Genomic DNA, 15481 nt, shown 5'->3' on the forward strand with positions numbered 1-15481 from the left:
GGATCGCCCGGTTATTTCTCTCTTGACAGAAATAACTGAAATATCTAAATTCCCCACCATGGAACTCACACCGATTGCCGAACGATTCATTCTTCACTGGGGCGAAATGGGCTCGCGGTGGGGCGTCAACCGTACTGTCTCGCAGATTCACGCGCTGCTCTACCTGGCCGGACGGCCGGTTGCGGCCGACGAAATTGCCGAGACGCTCAACGTCGCACGCTCCAACGTCAGCACGAGCCTGAAGGAGCTGCAGGCGTGGCGGCTCGCGAAGGTCGTGCACGTGCTGGGCGATCGCCGCGACCACTTCGAGACGTCGACCGACATCTGGGAGTTGTTCAAGCTGATCGTCGAAGGGCGGCGGCAACGCGAGATCGAGCCGACGCTCACGGTGCTGCGCGAGTGCCTGACGAATCCGGACATCGCGAACGAGAGCCGCGAGACCGAACAGCGCATTCGCGACACGCTGCAGTTCGTCGAGACGCTCACGACCTGGTCCGACGAAATGCTGCGGCTCAAGCCCGATACGCTGATGAAGGCGCTCGGCATCGGCGCGAAGATCAGCCAGACGGTCAGGCGCAAGCCGTCGAAGTAAGCGGTCACGGCGGAGCGGGCACGCAGCCCGCTTTTTTCGGGGTTTTTATTTCTGTCTGTACAGAAATAACTGTAAATAGAGGATGAACATGAACGCAGCGTTGCCATCGACCTGTTCGCCCGATCGCACCGGCGCACGCGGCATGACCGTGCTCGTGTGCGGCGCGAACGGTTTCATCGGGCAGGCGCTGTGCGCGCGGCTCGAAGGCGGCGGGCATCGCGTGCTGCGCGGCGTGCGCCGCGCGGCCGGCCCGAACGACGTCGCGATCGACTTCGCGCGGGACGTCGATCCTCGAGCGTGGCGCGCGCGGCTGAAGGGCGTCGACGTGGTGATCAACGCGGTCGGCATGCTGGCCGATCGACGCGGCGCGACGCTCGACGCCGTGCATCGCGCCGCGCCGTGCGCGCTCTTTACCGCGTGCTGCCTTGCCGGCGTGGGGCGTGTGATCCAGATCTCGGCGCTCGGGGTCGAGCGCGGCGACACGCGGTACTTCGCGAGCAAGCACGCGGCCGACCGCTTCCTGCAGACACTGCCGATCGACTTCCGCATCGTGCGCCCCGCGCTCGTCTACGGGGCGGCCGGCGCGTCCGCGCGGTTGTTCCGGATGCTCGCGAGCCTGCCCGTGCATGGACTGCCAGAGGGCGGCCATCAGCGGCTGCGCCCGGTGCACGTCGACGATCTCGCCGAAGTCGTGGCGCGGCTCGTCGAGCACACGGGCGATTCGCGGGCGGCGGGCAGCCGCGTGATCGACGTGGTCGGCAGCGACGAGGTCGAATACCGCGAGATGCTGGCTGGCTACCGTGCCGCGCTCGGGTTTCCGCCGGCGGCCCGCGTGACGCTGCCGGGGCCGCTGGTCGGCGCGGCGGCCGCCCTGTTGGGCACGCTGCCGGGGGCGATGCTGACGCGCGATACGTGGACGATGCTGCGCGGCGGCAACACAGGCGATCCGGCGGCCGCCACCGCCGTGCTGGGCCGGCCGCCGCGCGGCCTTGGCAGCTTCATCGGCGCGGACGCTGGCGCATTGCGCCGCGACGCGCTCGCGATGTGGCGGCGCCCGTTGCTGTTGGGCGCGCTCGCGATCGTGTGGATCTGGACGGCGATCGCGAGCGCCTTCATCCATCCGCTGCGCGCGAGCCTCGCGCTGCTGGCGCCTGCGCACCTGACGGGCCTGCCCGCGCTGATCGCGCTTTACGCGGCCAGCGCGCTGGATTTCGCGTTCGGCATCGCGACCGTCGTCGCGCCGTCGCGGCGCCTGTGGGCCGCGCAAGCCGCGCTGATCGTCGCGTACTCGGCGGTCATCGCGGTCACGATGCCGGGCCTGCTGGCCGAACCGTTCGGCCCCGTGCTCAAGAACGTGCCGATTCTCGCCATCCTGTTGATCCTCTATTCAGAAGAAGAACACGCATGAATACCTATCTCGTCATCAAGGCGCTTCATATCCTGTCTTCGGTGCTGCTGGTCGGCACGGGATTCGGCACCGCGTTCTATCTGTTCTTCGCGAACCGCACGCGGTCGGTGCCCGCGATCGCGGCCGTATCGCGGCTTGTGGTGCGCGCGGACTGGTGGTTCACGACACCGGCCGTGATCTTCCAGCCGGCGTCCGGGCTGTGGCTTGCGCACACGGCCGGCTGGCCGTGGCATACGCCGTGGCTGCTCGCGTCGATCATGCTGTATGCGCTCGCCGGCGCGTGCTGGCTGCCGGTCGTGTGGCTGCAGCTCGAACTTGCATCGATGGCGAAGCTCGCGCACGCGAACGGCGACGCCGCGTTGCCCGAGCGCTACTGGCGGTATGCAAAGCGCTGGGAGCTGCTCGGTTATCCGGCGTTCTTCGCGATGCTGACCGTCTATTTCCTGATGGTGGTCAAGCCGATGTGAGCCGGTCGCCGTCGCGCGGGAGCGGCGGCGTTCGAGGGAAAGCAGTCGATCGACCGGTTCGTGATGCCAGCGATAACAAGAAGGAGTGCAAATCATGGATGCAAGTGAATTGGTTCTCTACTTCGACGGGCGATGCCCGTTATGCGTCGCGGAAATCCGGCGTCTTGGCGAGCGCGACGCGCGACATCGGCTGGCGTTCGTCGACATTGCCGAGCCGGGTTTCGATCCGGGGCCGCTGGGCGTCGACCTGCCCGTGCTGAATCGCGAACTGCATGCGCGCCTGCCCGACGGACGCATGCTGACCGGTATCGACGGGATCGCGGCCGCCCATGCGCTGGTTGGGCGTCGCCGGTTCGCCTCGCTGCTTCGCGTGCCGGCGATGCGTGCCGTGTTCGCGCCGCTGTATCGCCGCCTGGCTCGCAACCGGTATGCGGTATCGCACTGGCTCGGGTATCGCGCGGAAGCCTGCCGTGAAGGCGGCGCGTGCAGCCTCGGCCGGAACGCCGAAAGCACGGCAGCGAATCGCCCGCCGCGCGACATCCCGCGCCGCACCGTCGTGCGCTGGATGTACGCAGCCGCGATCGCGCACCTGCTCGTTGGCGCGGCCATTCCGTGGATTGCCGGCGCGTCGTGGCTCGACGCGTATCACCGCGGCATCGAGTGGCATTTCCGGTCGACCGCGGCGCCCGACGCCGCGCGCGCCCAGAAGATCTGGTGGATGTCGCTGCTTGGCGCGACGGTGCAGTGCGCCGCGGTCTGGATGCTCGCGCTCGTCCATCTCGGCAACCGGTTGCAGAAACGGGAAGTGTGGGGCTGGCTGCTGGCCGGCCTGTTGATCTGGGCGCCGCAGGACATGCTGTTGTCGTGGCAGGCGCAGGTGTGGGGGCACGTGGCGATCGACGCGGCCGCACTCGTCGCGATGGTGCCGCCGCTGGTCTGGTTGTGGAGGAGGGATACCGCATGAACACGCTGCCTGCTTTCGACTGGGCGCTCGACCTGCTGATCGTGCAGGGCGCGATGGGCGCATTCGATACGCTTTACCACCACGAACTCACGCAGGATCTGCCGCACAGCCCGCGCGCGCGGCTCGAACTGGCGATTCACGCGGTGCGGTCCGTGCTGTACGGCCTCGTGTTCGCGTCGATCGCGAACGTCGCGTTTCACGGCGCGTGGGTCGCGGCGCTCGCGGCGGTCGTGCTCGTCGAAGTGGTGCTGACGCTGTGGGATTTCGTCGTCGAGGACCAGAGCCGCAAGCTGCCGGCGACCGAGCGCGTGCTGCATACGCTGCTGGCCGTCAACGGCGGCGCGCTGTTCGGCATGATCGCGATGCAGCTCGCCGTGTGGGCGCACGCGCCCACCGCGCTGCACGCGATCGACCTGGGCTGGCGCGGCTGGCTGCTCGGCCTGTTCGCCGTCGGCGTGACGGTGTCGGGCGTGCGCGACGGGATCGCCGCGTGCCGTATCGCGCCACGCGCGCCGGCCGCCAACCCGTTCGCGGGGCAGCGGCCGGGCAACGTGCTCGTCACCGGCGGGACCGGCTTCATCGGCGAAACGCTCGTCAACCGGTTGCTCGAAGCAGGGCATACGGTCACGTTGCTGGCGCGCGATCCGTTGCGCGCGGCTTACCTGTTTCACGGCCGCGTGCGCAGCGTGACGTCCGTCGACCAGTTGCAGCCGCACGAGCGCTTCGACACGGTCGTCAATCTCGCCGGTGCGCCGGTGCTGGGCGCACGCTGGAGCAAGCGCCGGCAGGCAGTGCTGCTCGCCAGCCGCGTCGGCGTCACGCAGGCGCTGATGCGCTGGGTGGAAACCGCCGAGGTCAAGCCGCGTACGTGGATCCAGGCGTCGGCGATCGGCTACTACGGCGTGCGGCCGGGCGACGAACGGCTCGACGAAGGCAGCAGCACCGGCACCGGCTTCATGTCCGAGCTGTGCCGGCAGTGGGAGCAGTCCGTGCAACCGCTCGAGCGCCACCGCGTGCGCGCGGTGGTGCTGCGGCTGGGCATCGTGTTCGGCCGGGGCGGCGCGTTGCGCCCGATGCTGATGCCGCATTACTTCGGGCTGGGCGGCCGATTCGGCGACGGCGCGCAGGTGATGAGCTGGATTCACCGCGACGACGTGTTGCGGATCGTCGCGCGAGCGATGTCCAACGCGGGCATGCGCGGCGTCTACAATGCGGTCGCACCGGCGCCGCTGACCCAGCGCGCGTTCGTGCGGATCGTGACGAAGGTACTGCGCCGCCCGGCGTTCCTGCACGTGCCGGCCGCGCCGTTGCGCGCCGCGATGGGCGAGATGGCCGAGCTGCTGCTGGACGGGCAGCGCGTGGTGCCGGCACGGCTGCATCAGGACGGATTCATGTTCCGCTTCCCGACGGCCGAGCACGCGCTGCGCGACCTGACGAATCGGCAGCACGCCGATTTCGCGCCCGCGGCCTGCCGTTTCCCGCGAGGTCGTGTATAAATTCCGGATGAACGCGTTCGGCGCGTGTCGTTCGCGCCGAACGCGCCGCATCCGACCTCACAAGGAGACTGCATGCTGCACGTCCTCGGCAAGATTCCGTCCATCAACGTCCGCAAGGTGCTGTGGCTGTGCACCGAACTGAACCTGCCGTTCGAACAGGAAGACTGGGGCGCGGGCTTTCGCACGACCCACGATCCGGCCTATCTCGCGCTGAATCCGAACGCGCTCGTCCCCGTCATCAAGGATGACGATTTCGTGCTCTGGGAATCGAACACGATCATCCGCTACCTCGCGAACCGCTACGGCGGCGATGCGCTGTATCCGGCCGAGCCGCACGCGCGTGCGCGGGTCGACCAGTGGATCGACTGGCAGGGCTCGGACCTGAACCGGTCGTGGGTCGGCGCATTCCTCGGCCTCGTGCGCAAATCGCCCGACCATCAGGATCCGGACGGCATCGCACAGTCGATCGCGGGCTGGACGAAGCACATGCAGGTGCTGAATGCGCAGCTCGAAAAGACCGGCGCGTACGTGGCGGGCAATACCTTCACGCTCGCGGATATCCCGATCGGCCTGTCGGTGAATCGCTGGTTCGGCACGCCGTTCGAACATCCGGAATTGCCGGCGGTGTCGCGCTATATCGAACGTCTCGCGACGCGCGAGGGTTTCAAGCAGTACGCGGGTAGCGCGAATCCGTAATGCAGCGTAGATAGCGCGTGAAGCGGCGGCGTCACTGCCGCCGCTTTCTCGCGTCCGGCGGGCAACGGCCGGCCGTCACGCCCCAGGCGCCGGCACCGCGTCGAGCACGCGCGCGAGAAACGCCTCGTGATTCCACGCGGCTTCCGGCCGCGACAGCCCGAGCCGCACGACCACCAACTGACGGCTCGGTACCACGCTCACGAACTGGCCTTCATGGCCGACCGCATGAAATGCGTCGGCCGGCATCGCCCGCGCGTGCGGATCGAGATCGTTGAACGGCTCCGGCACCTTCACCCAAAGCTGCGCGCCGAATTCCTGTCGCGACGACTGCGGCGTCGCGCGCGTCAGGTAGCGCACCCAGCCTTCCGGCAGCAGCCGCTGCCCGTTCCACACGCCGTCCTGCAGCAGAAATTGCCCGAAGCGCGCCCAGTCGCGTGCGCTCGCATACATGTACGACGCGCTGACGAGCGTGCCCGACGCGTCGGGCTCGAATACCGCGCTGTGCATCCCGAGCGGCGCGAACAGCGCACGGCGCGGAAACGCGAGGTAGTCGGCGTCGCTGCCGCCCAGTGCTTCGCGCATCACGCGCGCGACGATCGCGCTCGTGCCGCTCGAGTAGGACCACTGCGCGCCGGGCGTCGCGACAAGCGGCTTCGCCGATGCGAACCGCGCGGTATCGGGCTGCGTGAACAGCATCACCGCGACATCGGACAGCGGGTCGTCGTAGTCCTCGTTGAACTGCAGGCCGCTCGTCATCCGCAGCAGCTCGTCGAGCGTGATGGCCGCGCGCGGATCGCCGCTGCCGCGCCATTCGGGCAGCAACGCCGACGCGTCCGGCGACAGCTTGTGCCGCGCGACCAGCGTGCCGACCAGCGCGGCCGTCACGGTCTTCGTCATCGACCAGCCGGGCAGCGGCGTGTCGGCGGTGAAGCCGGGCGCATAGCGTTCGGCGATCACCTGGCCGCGCCACAGCACGATCACCGCACGCGTGCGCCGCGGCCGCGCCGGATCGGGTTCGTCGAATGCGCGGTCGAGCGCGGTTTGCAGCTTGTGGGCGTCGATGCCGGCGGGCGGCGTGGCCGGCGCGGGCGGCTCGGGTGGCGCGGGTGGCGGATCGGGGAGGGGCGGCAACGCGGCGGGCAAGATGGCCGCCGCCGCACCGGTCGCGGGCACGAGTGCGAGCGTGCAGCCGAGTCCCGGCCGGAAGTCGGCTTCGCGTTCGGCGAAGCCGGCGAAGGTCGCCACCGCGCGATGATGGTCGGGGTCGATTGACGGGCGCACCAGTTTCAGCAGCGGATGGACGCCGGCCATGATGTCGACGTCGATCACGGACGCGGCCGGGCGGCCCGACACGAATACGCCCGAGCACAGCGCCTTGGCCGCATAGCCGGTCGCGATCGGCGCAAGCCGGGACAGCATGTAGCCCGTGTAGCCGAGCGCGGCAACGAGCATGAACGCGACAGCGCGCAGAATCACTTTCTTGAGGGGGATCGTCATGCGCGAGCATCCTCGGTGGCGTGCCGGCCGGCAACGATGCGGCAGTGTCGCAGGTTCGGGCGAGGCGTTGCAATCGCAGCCGCGTGACGCGCGATGACGGCCGCGTGCGTTCGCGCTGCCGCGTGCCCGACAGATCGGCCGGCGTCGCGCGTCGGGGCGAGTTGATATCGGGCCTGCCATCGGCCGATAATCGTCCGGCATTGCTCTCTCCCAGTCCCACTGTCCAACCGAGATCGGAAAACGCCATGTCCTACGACAACAACAACCCGTTCGCCAAGATCCTGCGCGGCGAACTGCCGTGCGTGAAGGTCGCCGAAGACGACGCGACGCTCGCGATCATGGACCTGATGCCGCAGGCCGACGGTCACGTGCTCGTGATCCCGAAGGAGCCGGCCGCGCAGATCTTCGAGCTGTCCGGCGATGCGGCCGCGGCCGGCATCCGCATGACGCAGCGCGTCGCGGCGGCGGTGCGCGCGGCGCTCGATCCGGACGGCGTGTTCATCGGCCAGTTCAACGGCGCGGCAGCCGGCCAGACGGTCCCGCACGTGCATTTCCACGTGATTCCGCGCTGGGAAGGCGCGGAGCTGCGGATGCATGCGCGCGACGTCGCCGACGCGGCGACGCTTGAAGCGCTCGCGCAGCGCATTCGCGCCCGCTTCGTGTAACGGCCCGACGCACTCGGCGCCGCGCCGTTCACCGGCCGCGTGCCGCCCGAGCGTGTTTCAGCGGTCACACCAGGTAACACGTGTAACTGCCCGGGAAACTCGGCCGGCCAGGCCCGGCGCTAGACTCCGCGCATTGTTTCATCGAGCGACAGGAAGGGCGGATCGCCCCTTCGTGCCGGCCGTCGCCCGTCGCGGCGGCCCGGCCTTCGCGCGGTGCCGTTCGTTTTTTGCGCGGGGAACCGAGCCATGTCCAGACTTCTCATCACGCTTGCCTTGATCGCCGGCCTGTCCGGCTGCTACGTCGCACCGCCGTACGGTTACGCGCCCGCGCCGGCTTACTACGGCTACGGCTATGCGCCCGCGTACTACGCGCCGCCCGTCAGCGTCGGAATCGGCGGCAACATCCGCATCCGCTGATTCGCCGCAGTGCGCCGGGCCCGGCCGTACCGGCCCGGTCGGCCGCCTGTGGCTCGACGATGCGCGCGAACGCGCGCGCGCCGCATGACCGCGGCGCACGGCACCGGGTGTGTGCAGTTCCTATACTTCACAGGAAAGCACGCCCCCGCGAGGCCGTCATCATGACCGTTACTCCCAAGGTCGTCGTCCTGTCGAGCGTCTCCACGCTCGTCTATCTCGGGCTCGCCGTCCTCGGCAGCGGCGGGTTCGCCGCGTTCTTCTCGCATCCGCCGTTGATCGTCGTGGTCGTCGCGACGTTGGCGATGGCCGTCGCCGCGCTGTTCACCGAAGGCAACCTGAGCAGCGGCGAGCGCGAGAACCGCGACAACCGCTGGGTGCTCGCGGCGTTCGCGGTGAGCGGCTTCCTGCTCGCGTACGTGCCCGCGCTGACCGACCGGCTCGACGTCTGGACCTTCGGCGGCGACACCGTGCGCTGGATCGGCGTCGTGCTGTACATCGCGGGCGGCGTGCTGCGCATCTGGCCCGTGTTCGTGCTCGGCAAGCGCTTCAGCGGGCTCGTCGCGATCCAGCCGGGCCATACGCTCGTGACGGGCGGCATCTACAGCCGCATCCGCAATCCGAGCTATCTCGGTCTGCTCGTCAATTCGCTCGGCTGGGCGTTGGTGTTCCGTTCGGGCGTCGGCGTGCTGCTGGTCGTGCTGATGCTGGTGCCGCTCGTTGCGAGAATTCGCTCGGAGGAGGCACTGCTGCGTTCGCAATTCGGCGCCGAATACGACGCGTACTGCGCGCGGACATGGCGATTGCTGCCCGGCGTGTACTGACCCCGTCATCTTTTCGCCGCCCGTCGTTCGGAGGCCGCTTACCGCATGTGCAGATGTGTTGCCACGTGTGTCTCGAACGTGCGTTCGCTTGCATGAGCGGTCTATCCCCGAGCGGGGCCGGACCCTCGTACAAGTCAATACCAGCAAGGATTTCGAGCGATTTACGGTACGCGTGCGGTATGCGCGATTCGTAAACAACTTGTTACCAGAATGTCTACGGCAGGAATGCGGGACCGGTGCTATTCTTCGCCGCAAGCTCATTGAAATGAATTGGTCCGCGGTTCGGCACAATGCCTGGCCCGACGTCGATCGATTCAGATCGTCGTACCGAGCGGACCTCGATAACCAGAATTGCGAACAAGGAAGAATACGGGAATGTGGAAGAAAATCGCCCCCGCTCTCGTCGTCGCCGTGCTGACCGGCGCGACCGCACTGCCGGCAGTGGCCGGTGACTTGAACAACGCGCTCGGCGGCGCGCTCGGCGGGGTTGCCGGCGCAGCGGTCGGCGGCGCGGTCGGCGGCAGCACCGGCTCCGTCATCGGCGGCGCGATCGGCGGCGGCGCCGGCGGCGCGGTGACGTCGAACCGTCGCGAGCGCACCGGCGCGATCATCGGCGGCGCCCTTGGCGGCGGCGCAGGTACCGCCGCAGGCAACGCGATGGGCGGCCGTACGGGCGGCCTGCTGGGCGCGGCAGTCGGCGGCGGCGCCGGCGCGGCACTCGGCGGCAACATGTCGCGCAGTTCGTACGATCGCGATCACGGCGACCGCGGCTACCGTCACCGCAAGCATCGTCACCACCGCGACTGGGACTGATCGCCGCTGGCGCGGCACGGTGCGCGAGCCGCGCACCGGCGCGCCGACGGCGTCGGCATCCCGACGCGAACTTCAGCCCGGCGTCCTGCCGGGCCGCTTCGCCGGCCGGACCGGCGATTCTCCTCCGGCTGCATCAGCCGCTGCCGTGTGCCCGATCGACGGGCCGGCCATTCTCCTCCCGCCGTTTTGCCCGTTTCTCGACGACATCGTCTGCCGCGTCCGAACGCATCCGCACAGGATCGGCCGAACGACATCTGCTTTTCCTTCGACACGTCGGCTCGTTCCAACCTGACTTGACCTGATCGTCTCCCGCGATCCTGTCGTAGCGATCCGCTGCCCGCACGTAGCAACCGACTTCGATCCGCGTCGCGAAATGCACCGAGACCGTCGCTTGCGCGCCGCATTGCCGTGTATGGACGCATTCCGCGAACGTCGCGACCGTCAGGATTTCCCCGATAGTCGGCCTGTCCCTCGACGCCTCGCGACCGCACATCGCGGGCGCCGCCAGGTAGTGGCAAATCGAATGGATGTCATCGCAACATTTAATTGGTCGATCGGGATCGACTTCGCTATCGTCGGCGATGCTCGCGTACGGCACCGAACCGTGCCGTCGTCCGCGCCTCGCCGCATGATCGCGAGCGCGGCGGCCCGGCGACTCGGGCCGCCGCGTCCGCCGAACCGGACGGACCCGACGCGAAGCCTGGCCGACCGATCGAAGGCGCATGCGCCTTCAAGCCACCCCGGCAACGATGTCCCGCCGTCGCTTGCGTGCCCCACGCGCATGCGGACCGCCCGATGCCGTTTGCGCCCGGGGCCGGACCAACCCATTGCCTGGATGCAATATGTCTAAGACAACGTATTACGCGCCGCATGGCGGCCACCCGCCGCAAACGGATCTGCTGACCGATCGCGCGATGTTCACCGAGGCGTACGCGGTGATCCCGAAGGGTGTGATGCGCGACATCGTCACGAGCTGGCTGCCGTTCTGGACCCACACGCGCCTGTGGGTGATCGCCCGCCCGCTGTCGGGTTTCGCGGAAACCTTCTCGCAGTACATCGTCGAAGTGAATCCGGGCGGCGGCAGCGACAAGCCCGAGCAGGACAAGAACGCCGAAGCCGTGCTGTTCGTCGTCGAAGGCGAAGCCGAGCTGACGCTGCAAGGCCAGCAGCACACGCTGAAGCCGGGCGGCTACGCGTTCATTCCGCCGGGCGCGGACTGGACGCTGCACAACGTCAGCGATGCGGCGGTGCGTTTCCACTGGATCCGCAAGCATTACCAGGCCGTCGACGGTATTGCGCTGCCCGAAGCGTTCGTGACCAACGAGCAGGACGTCGAGCCGATCCCGATGCCGGGCACCAACGGCGCATGGGTGACGACGCGCTTCGTCGACATGAGCGACATGCGTCACGACATGCACGTGAACATCGTGACGTTCGAGCCGGGCGGCGTGATTCCGTTCGCCGAAACGCACGTGATGGAGCACGGCCTGTACGTGCTGGAAGGCAAGGCCGTTTATCGCCTGAACCAGGACTGGGTCGAGGTGGAAGCCGGCGACTTCATGTGGCTGCGCGCGTTCTGCCCGCAGGCATGCTATTCGGGCGGCCCTGGCCGTTTCCGTTACCTGCTGTACAAGGACGTGAACCGTCACATGAACCTGACGCTGAACCCGGCGCGTTGAAGCGCCGCGCAAAGTCGGACACGAAAGCCCACCGGTGCAAGCCGGTGGGCTTTTTTCATGGGCGGTGCGCGCGGTGTGGGGCTACCGGTCGAGCGCGGCCGCGGCCAGCGCGGCAACCTGCAGCCGCGTATCGGGCGGCAGCTCGTCTTCGATCAACCACACGGCCGACAGCCCCGACCACGCGAGTATCCACTGCAGCAGCCGGCGCCGGTCGAGTCGTGCGGCGTCGGCCACGAGCACGATGCGCCGCTCGAAACGCACCGGATCGATCGCGATGTCGTGCGCGGGATTGCAGAACAGGTTCGCGTAGTCGAACGTGCGCTCGCCGCGCAGCCCTTTCGGGTCGATCGCGCGCCAGCCGCGATCGCCGAAATGAAGGATGTTGTCGTGATGGATGTCGCCGTGCAGCACGACTTCGTCGACGGATGGCTCGGCCAGCAACTGGCGTGCGATCGTTGCCGAGCGGCGCAGCGCGTCGTTGTCGGCGTCGCTCGACAGCAACGCATAGAACCAGTCGTGCAGCGGCACGACCGCAGGCACCTGCGGCGCACGATGCGCGTGCAGCCGCGCGACGACGTCGCAGGCAATGCGCATCGTGTCGTCGTCGTGGCCCGCTGCCGACAACGCGGCCAGCGACGGCGCCGGCTGCGCGCGTTCGAGCAGGATCGCGTCGCCGTCGTGCCGCCACACCTGCGCGGCGCCTTGCCCGTTCCACCACGCCATCAGCGCATTGCCGCGGCGCTCTTCGTCGCATGTGGCGACTTTCAGCATCGCGGGCCGCGCGCGCCAGACGACCGGCAACAGGCCGCCGCTCGCGGTCAGGATCGGGCCGCCGTCGGGGACGAGGCCCCACAGGTCGAGGTATCGATCGAACATCACGCGATGGTACAGGCGAACCGGCTCGCGCGCCGCGCGGTCCGCCGTGGCGGCGTGGCGGCGTGGCGGCGTGGCGGCGTGGCGGCGTGACCGCGTGCCGCAGGCCCGCACGCGCGCCGCGAACCGACCGGCCGTCCTTTCCTAAATAAAATTTAGCCAGCCAAACTTTGGCTAAAGAATGTTCCGGTTTCACGTCATCCCTTCGACAATGCGCGCCTTTCGCGACCGATCGGCGCCGCTCGCGCGCCGGCCGTCGCGGCATTGAAGAAGGAGCCCGACATGACCGACCCCACCGCCAACCTGCCGCCGCCCGCGCCGCCCTCCGCACCGCCGCGCCGCCGCGTAGGGCGCACGCTCGCGGGCGCGTTGCTCGGCCTGACGCTTGCGTGCGCCGGCATCGGCGCCTGGACGATCGACCGCATCTGGACGCAGTTGCCGTCCGTCGAACACCTGGCCGTCTATCGTCCCGCGCTGCCGCTGCGGATCTTCTCGCGCGACGGCGACCTGCTGGCCGAATACGGCGTCGAGCGGCGCGAGTTCGTGCCGCTCGAACGCATCCCGCCGCTGATGCGGCACGCGCTGCTCGCGGCCGAGGACGCGAAGTTCTACGAACACGGCCCGGTCGATGTCGGCGGCCTCGCGCGGGCGACGTTCGCGAACGTCGTCACCGGGCAGCCGGGGCAGGGCGGCAGCACGATCACGATGCAGGTCGCGCGCAACTTCTACCTGACGCGCGACAAGGTGCTGAGCCGCAAGCTCGCCGAGATCCTGATGGCGGCCAAGCTCGAACGCGAATACAGCAAGGACAAGCTGCTCGAGCTGTACATGAACGAGATCTATCTGGGCGAGCGCGCGTACGGCTTCGCGGCTGCCGCGCACGTGTACTTCGGCAAGCCGCTCGACGCGCTGAGCGCGGGCGAGGCGGCCGTGCTCGCCGGGTTGCCGAAGGCGCCGTCCGCGTTCAACCCGGTCGTCAACCCGGCGCGCGCGACCGCGCGGCGCAACTACGTGCTCGGCCGGATGCATGCGCTCGGCCAGCTCGACGAGGCGACGTATCGCGCGGCCGTCGACGCGCCGATCGCGCTGGCGACCACGCCGCCGCCCGGGATCGTCGCGGCGCCGTACGTCGCCGAGCGCGCGCGCCGGATGATGGTCGAGCGGTTTCACGACGACGCGTACACGCTGGGCCTCGACGTGACGACGACGATCTCGATGCGCGACCAGCGCGCGGCCGAAGCCGCGCTCGAGCGCACGCTGAGCCGCCAGCCGCGCGCGAAGCGCGACATGCGCGACGGGCTCGAAGGCGCGCTCGTGTCGCTCGATGCGGCCACCGGCGACATGCTCGCGCTCGTCGGCGGCGCGGACTTCAACCGCAACGTATTCGATCATGCGCTGCAGGCGTATCGGCAGCCGGGGTCGAGCTTCAAGCCGTTCGTCTATTCCGCCGCGCTGGAGAAGGGCTACTTCCCCGGCGTGCTCGTCGACGATACGCAGCGCACGCTCACGCATGCGGAAACCGGCGCGCGGCCGTGGCGTCCGCGCAATTTCGGCAATCGCTACGAAGGCTTCATCCCGGTGCGGCGCGGGCTCGTGCGCTCGAAGAACCTGGTCGCGGTCAGCCTGATGCAGGCCGCCGACGCGCGCTACGTGCAGCAGCACGCGGTGCGTTTCGGCTTCGACGCGCAGCGCAATCCGGCGTCGCTGCCGCTCGCGCTCGGCGCGGGCGCCGTGACGCCGCTCGAACTCGCGAGCGCATACGGCGTGTTCGCGAACGGCGGGACGCGGATGGAGCCGCGCCTGATCCTGTCGGTGAAGCAGCGCCACGGCGGCGCGATGTACGAGGCGACCGTGCCGGCGGGCGAGCGGGTCGTGTCGGCGCGCAATGCGTTCGTGATGGACAGCATGCTGCGCGACGTCGTGCGGGCCGGCACCGCGCGCGGCGCGCTCGCGCTGCGGCGTGACGACGCGGCGGGCAAGACGGGCACGTCGAACGGATCGAAGGACGTATGGTTCGCCGGCTACTCGTCGGGCATCGTCGCGGTCGCGTGGCTCGGCTACGACACGCCGCGCCCGATGGGGCGGGCGACCGGTGCGACGCTGGCGCTGCCGGTCTGGCTCGACTACATGAAGACGGCCGTCGACGGGCGCACGCCGGTCGACGCGACGCCGCCGCAGGACGTCGCGCTCGTCGACGGCGATTTCGTGTACGCCGAATACACGCGCGGCACGTGCACGGCCGACGTGCCGCCGTATATCCGCAGCCGCTTTGCATGCGGCGGCGCGGCAGCCGTCGATGCACCGGATGCGCCGGATGCGTCGGCCGACCATGGCAAGCGCGACGCACCGATGCCCGCCGCCGTCGATGCGGCCGAGCGCGAACGCGTGCTCGACCTGTTCCGGACCGACGACTGACGCGCGCCATGCATACGCTCTATCTGATTGCGATCGTCGCGGAAGCGATGTCGGGGGCGCTGATGGGCATGCGCCGCGGGATGGACCGCTTCGGGCTCGCGCTCGTCGGCGCGGTGACGGCGCTCGGCGGCGGCACCGTGCGCGACGTGCTGCTCGGCCACTATCCGCTCGGCTGGATCGCGCATCCCGAATACCTGGTGATCACGCTCGTCGCGGCGACCGTCGCATCGTGGGCGGCGCGGCACGTCGCGCGGATGAAGACGCTGTTCGTCACCGTCGATGCGATCGGCCTCGCGGCGTTCACGATCATCGGCTGCGACATCGGCGCGTCGACCGGCACGGCGCCGCTCATCGTCGTGCTGGCCGGCGCGATCACGGGCGTGTGCGGCGGGATGCTGCGCGACCTGCTGTGCAACGAGATGCCGCTGATCCTGCGCGAGGAACTGTATGCGAGCGTCGCGTTCGTCACGGGCGCGCTGTATGTCGGGATGCAGCATGTCGGCATCGACGCGGGATGCGCGACGCTCGTCGCGCTGGCGGCCGGCTTCTCGATGCGGATGCTCGCCGTGCGGCTCGGCTGGAAGATGCGAAGCTTCGGCGCGGCGGATGTCGAGCATTGACCAAGGCGGGTCTTCGCGACGGCCGTCAACGAGGACAACGAACGACATCGAGCGACGC

General features: G+C 69.0%; 16 protein-coding genes. 13 read left to right on the plus strand and 3 right to left on the minus strand.

Annotated elements, in window-relative coordinates; all coding sequences use genetic code 11:
• The first annotated feature begins 58 nt into the window (after positions 1 to 58).
• The 6 genes from WS96_RS18285 to WS96_RS18310 all read left to right on the plus strand — a co-directional run bounded on the left by WS96_RS18285 (position 59) and on the right by WS96_RS18310 (position 5623).
• Positions 59 to 592 (plus strand): GbsR/MarR family transcriptional regulator, encoded by a 534-nt coding sequence (locus tag WS96_RS18285; protein ID WP_034205998.1) that lies wholly within the window; start codon positions 59 to 61, stop codon positions 590 to 592.
• An 88-nt stretch (positions 593 to 680) separates the two neighbouring features.
• On the plus strand, positions 681 to 2000 hold the full coding sequence (locus WS96_RS18290; RefSeq protein WP_059834544.1) for an SDR family oxidoreductase: 1320 nt from the start codon (positions 681 to 683) through the stop codon (positions 1998 to 2000).
• Complete coding sequence (locus tag WS96_RS18295) at positions 1997 to 2467, plus strand: DUF2269 family protein (RefSeq protein ID WP_059834331.1); 471 nt, start codon at positions 1997 to 1999, stop codon at positions 2465 to 2467. The genes WS96_RS18290 and WS96_RS18295 overlap by 4 nt, the downstream gene beginning before the upstream one ends.
• A 94-nt stretch (positions 2468 to 2561) precedes the next feature.
• On the plus strand, positions 2562 to 3431 hold the full coding sequence (locus WS96_RS18300; RefSeq protein ID WP_059834333.1) for a thiol-disulfide oxidoreductase DCC family protein: 870 nt from the start codon (positions 2562 to 2564) through the stop codon (positions 3429 to 3431).
• The gene (locus WS96_RS18305; protein WP_059834334.1) at positions 3428 to 4927 is read left to right on the plus strand and encodes a TIGR01777 family oxidoreductase; all 1500 of its coding nucleotides are present in this window, start codon (positions 3428 to 3430) and stop codon (positions 4925 to 4927) included. Before WS96_RS18300 ends, WS96_RS18305 begins: the two co-directional genes overlap by 4 nt.
• Before the next feature lie 72 nt (positions 4928 to 4999).
• Positions 5000 to 5623: a glutathione S-transferase family protein gene (locus WS96_RS18310; RefSeq protein WP_059834336.1), complete on the plus strand. Its 624-nt coding sequence runs from the start codon at positions 5000 to 5002 to the stop codon at positions 5621 to 5623.
• A gap of 75 nt (positions 5624 to 5698) precedes the next feature.
• Here WS96_RS18310 and WS96_RS18315 read toward each other — a convergent pair whose 3' ends face one another.
• The gene (locus WS96_RS18315; RefSeq protein WP_059834338.1) at positions 5699 to 7120 is read right to left on the minus strand and encodes a serine hydrolase domain-containing protein; all 1422 of its coding nucleotides are present in this window, start codon (positions 7118 to 7120) and stop codon (positions 5699 to 5701) included.
• 245 nt (positions 7121 to 7365) lie between these two features.
• Between WS96_RS18315 and WS96_RS18320 the strand changes: the two genes are divergently transcribed.
• From WS96_RS18320 to WS96_RS18330, 4 genes are all read left to right on the plus strand, one after another.
• Positions 7366 to 7785: an HIT family protein gene (locus tag WS96_RS18320; RefSeq protein WP_059834340.1), complete on the plus strand. Its 420-nt coding sequence runs from the start codon at positions 7366 to 7368 to the stop codon at positions 7783 to 7785.
• 246 nt (positions 7786 to 8031) lie between these two features.
• Positions 8032 to 8202: a hypothetical protein gene (locus WS96_RS34080; protein WP_179949954.1), complete on the plus strand. Its 171-nt coding sequence runs from the start codon at positions 8032 to 8034 to the stop codon at positions 8200 to 8202.
• Between the two features lie 161 nt (positions 8203 to 8363).
• A complete protein-coding gene (locus WS96_RS18325) occupies positions 8364 to 9023 on the plus strand; it encodes a methyltransferase family protein (protein ID WP_059834343.1) in 660 nt (219 codons plus the stop codon).
• A gap of 375 nt (positions 9024 to 9398) precedes the next feature.
• Positions 9399 to 9836 carry a hypothetical protein gene (locus WS96_RS18330; protein ID WP_027781621.1) on the plus strand — a complete coding sequence of 146 codons (438 nt, stop codon included), beginning with the start codon at positions 9399 to 9401 and terminating at the stop codon, positions 9834 to 9836.
• Positions 9837 to 9969: 133 nt separating this feature from the next.
• Here WS96_RS18330 and WS96_RS33750 read toward each other — a convergent pair whose 3' ends face one another.
• Complete coding sequence (locus WS96_RS33750) at positions 9970 to 10434, minus strand: hypothetical protein (RefSeq protein ID WP_156443661.1); 465 nt, start codon at positions 10432 to 10434, stop codon at positions 9970 to 9972.
• Between the two features lie 244 nt (positions 10435 to 10678).
• Here WS96_RS33750 and WS96_RS18335 point away from each other — a divergent pair, with 244 nt between their 5' ends.
• Complete coding sequence (locus WS96_RS18335; protein WP_059834344.1) at positions 10679 to 11515, plus strand: bifunctional allantoicase/(S)-ureidoglycine aminohydrolase; 837 nt, start codon at positions 10679 to 10681, stop codon at positions 11513 to 11515.
• A gap of 81 nt (positions 11516 to 11596) precedes the next feature.
• Here the strand turns inward: WS96_RS18335 and WS96_RS18340 are convergent, their stop codons facing one another.
• Positions 11597 to 12391, minus strand: coding sequence for an aminoglycoside phosphotransferase family protein (locus WS96_RS18340; RefSeq protein WP_059834346.1), 795 nt, complete (start codon positions 12389 to 12391; stop codon positions 11597 to 11599).
• 279 nt (positions 12392 to 12670) lie between these two features.
• On the opposite strand from WS96_RS18340, the gene WS96_RS18345 reads away from it, so the two are divergent.
• Entirely contained in the window at positions 12671 to 14803 is a 2133-nt protein-coding gene (locus WS96_RS18345) for a penicillin-binding protein 1A (protein ID WP_059834348.1), read from the plus strand.
• A gap of 8 nt (positions 14804 to 14811) precedes the next feature.
• Positions 14812 to 15423 (plus strand): trimeric intracellular cation channel family protein, encoded by a 612-nt coding sequence (locus tag WS96_RS18350; protein ID WP_059834350.1) that lies wholly within the window; start codon positions 14812 to 14814, stop codon positions 15421 to 15423.
• The last annotated feature ends 58 nt before the right edge of the window (positions 15424 to 15481 follow it).

This window comes from Burkholderia sp. MSMB1835 (genome assembly GCF_001526365.1).
Lineage (GTDB): Bacteria > Pseudomonadota > Gammaproteobacteria > Burkholderiales > Burkholderiaceae > Burkholderia.

Excerpts from the sequence above, each read along its gene's own strand:
- WS96_RS18285 (WP_034205998.1), top strand. The coding sequence starts at position 59 with ATGGAACTCACACCGATTGCCGAACGATTCATTCTTCACTGGGGCGAA.
- WS96_RS18290 (WP_059834544.1), top strand. The coding sequence starts at position 681 with ATGAACGCAGCGTTGCCATCGACCTGTTCGCCCGATCGCACCGGCGCA.
- WS96_RS18295 (WP_059834331.1), top strand. The coding sequence starts at position 1,997 with ATGAATACCTATCTCGTCATCAAGGCGCTTCATATCCTGTCTTCGGTG.
- WS96_RS18300 (WP_059834333.1), top strand. The coding sequence starts at position 2,562 with ATGGATGCAAGTGAATTGGTTCTCTACTTCGACGGGCGATGCCCGTTA.
- WS96_RS18305 (WP_059834334.1), top strand. The coding sequence starts at position 3,428 with ATGAACACGCTGCCTGCTTTCGACTGGGCGCTCGACCTGCTGATCGTG.
- WS96_RS18310 (WP_059834336.1), top strand. The coding sequence starts at position 5,000 with ATGCTGCACGTCCTCGGCAAGATTCCGTCCATCAACGTCCGCAAGGTG.
- WS96_RS18315 (WP_059834338.1), bottom strand. The coding sequence starts at position 7,120 with ATGACGATCCCCCTCAAGAAAGTGATTCTGCGCGCTGTCGCGTTCATG.
- WS96_RS18320 (WP_059834340.1), top strand. The coding sequence starts at position 7,366 with ATGTCCTACGACAACAACAACCCGTTCGCCAAGATCCTGCGCGGCGAA.
- WS96_RS34080 (WP_179949954.1), top strand. The coding sequence starts at position 8,032 with ATGTCCAGACTTCTCATCACGCTTGCCTTGATCGCCGGCCTGTCCGGC.
- WS96_RS18325 (WP_059834343.1), top strand. The coding sequence starts at position 8,364 with ATGACCGTTACTCCCAAGGTCGTCGTCCTGTCGAGCGTCTCCACGCTC.
- WS96_RS18330 (WP_027781621.1), top strand. The coding sequence starts at position 9,399 with ATGTGGAAGAAAATCGCCCCCGCTCTCGTCGTCGCCGTGCTGACCGGC.
- WS96_RS18335 (WP_059834344.1), top strand. The coding sequence starts at position 10,679 with ATGTCTAAGACAACGTATTACGCGCCGCATGGCGGCCACCCGCCGCAA.
- WS96_RS18340 (WP_059834346.1), bottom strand. The coding sequence starts at position 12,391 with ATGTTCGATCGATACCTCGACCTGTGGGGCCTCGTCCCCGACGGCGGC.
- WS96_RS18345 (WP_059834348.1), top strand. The coding sequence starts at position 12,671 with ATGACCGACCCCACCGCCAACCTGCCGCCGCCCGCGCCGCCCTCCGCA.
- WS96_RS18350 (WP_059834350.1), top strand. The coding sequence starts at position 14,812 with ATGCATACGCTCTATCTGATTGCGATCGTCGCGGAAGCGATGTCGGGG.